This window comes from Empedobacter sp. GD03797, assembly GCF_029842105.1.
In the GTDB taxonomy this organism is placed as follows: domain Bacteria; phylum Bacteroidota; class Bacteroidia; order Flavobacteriales; family Weeksellaceae; genus Empedobacter; species Empedobacter falsenii_C.
Genome location: NZ_JAOCFS010000077.1, coordinates 1 through 519 on the forward strand (window position 1 = coordinate 1; position 519 = coordinate 519).

Annotated in this window: 1 protein-coding gene; it reads left to right on the forward strand. The window is 30.1% G+C overall.

Annotation, left to right across the window (positions count from 1 at the left end; translation table 11 throughout):
- A partial coding sequence (locus N5D90_RS17105) for an IS3 family transposase (RefSeq protein WP_280063486.1) occupies positions 1-489 on the forward strand: 489 nt, incomplete at its 5' end.
- Positions 490-519 lie beyond the last annotated feature (30 nt).

Sequence of the window (519 nt, forward strand, 5' to 3'; positions counted from 1 at the left end):
GTTTCTGACATCACTTACATCAGAACAATTGAAGGATTTTTGTATTTAACAATTGTTCTTGATTTGTACGATCGCAAGGTTATTGGTTGGAGTTTGTACGATGAAATGAGCACTGAAAAAACAAGTTTATCAGCCTGGAAAGTCGCTTTAGCAAACAGAAAGATAGAAAAAGGATTGATTTTTCATTCAGATCGAGGAGTTCAATATGCCAACAACAAATTTGCTAATATGCTAGAATCTCATCATGTTATTAGAAGTATGTCGCGTAAAGGAAATTGCTGGGATAACTCTGTGGCAGAGAGTTTCTTTAAAACACTGAAAACAGAATTGATTTATGGAAATAAACTCATAAATAAACAACAAATGGAATTGGAAATATTTCAATACATCGAAATATTTTACAATAAAAAAAGAAGGCATAGTGCCTTAAATTATAAAACGATTGAAGAATTTAATCAACAAAAAATTAGTTATAAAAATGTAGCTTAACTAATACTCCTATTTTTGTTTGCATATCCA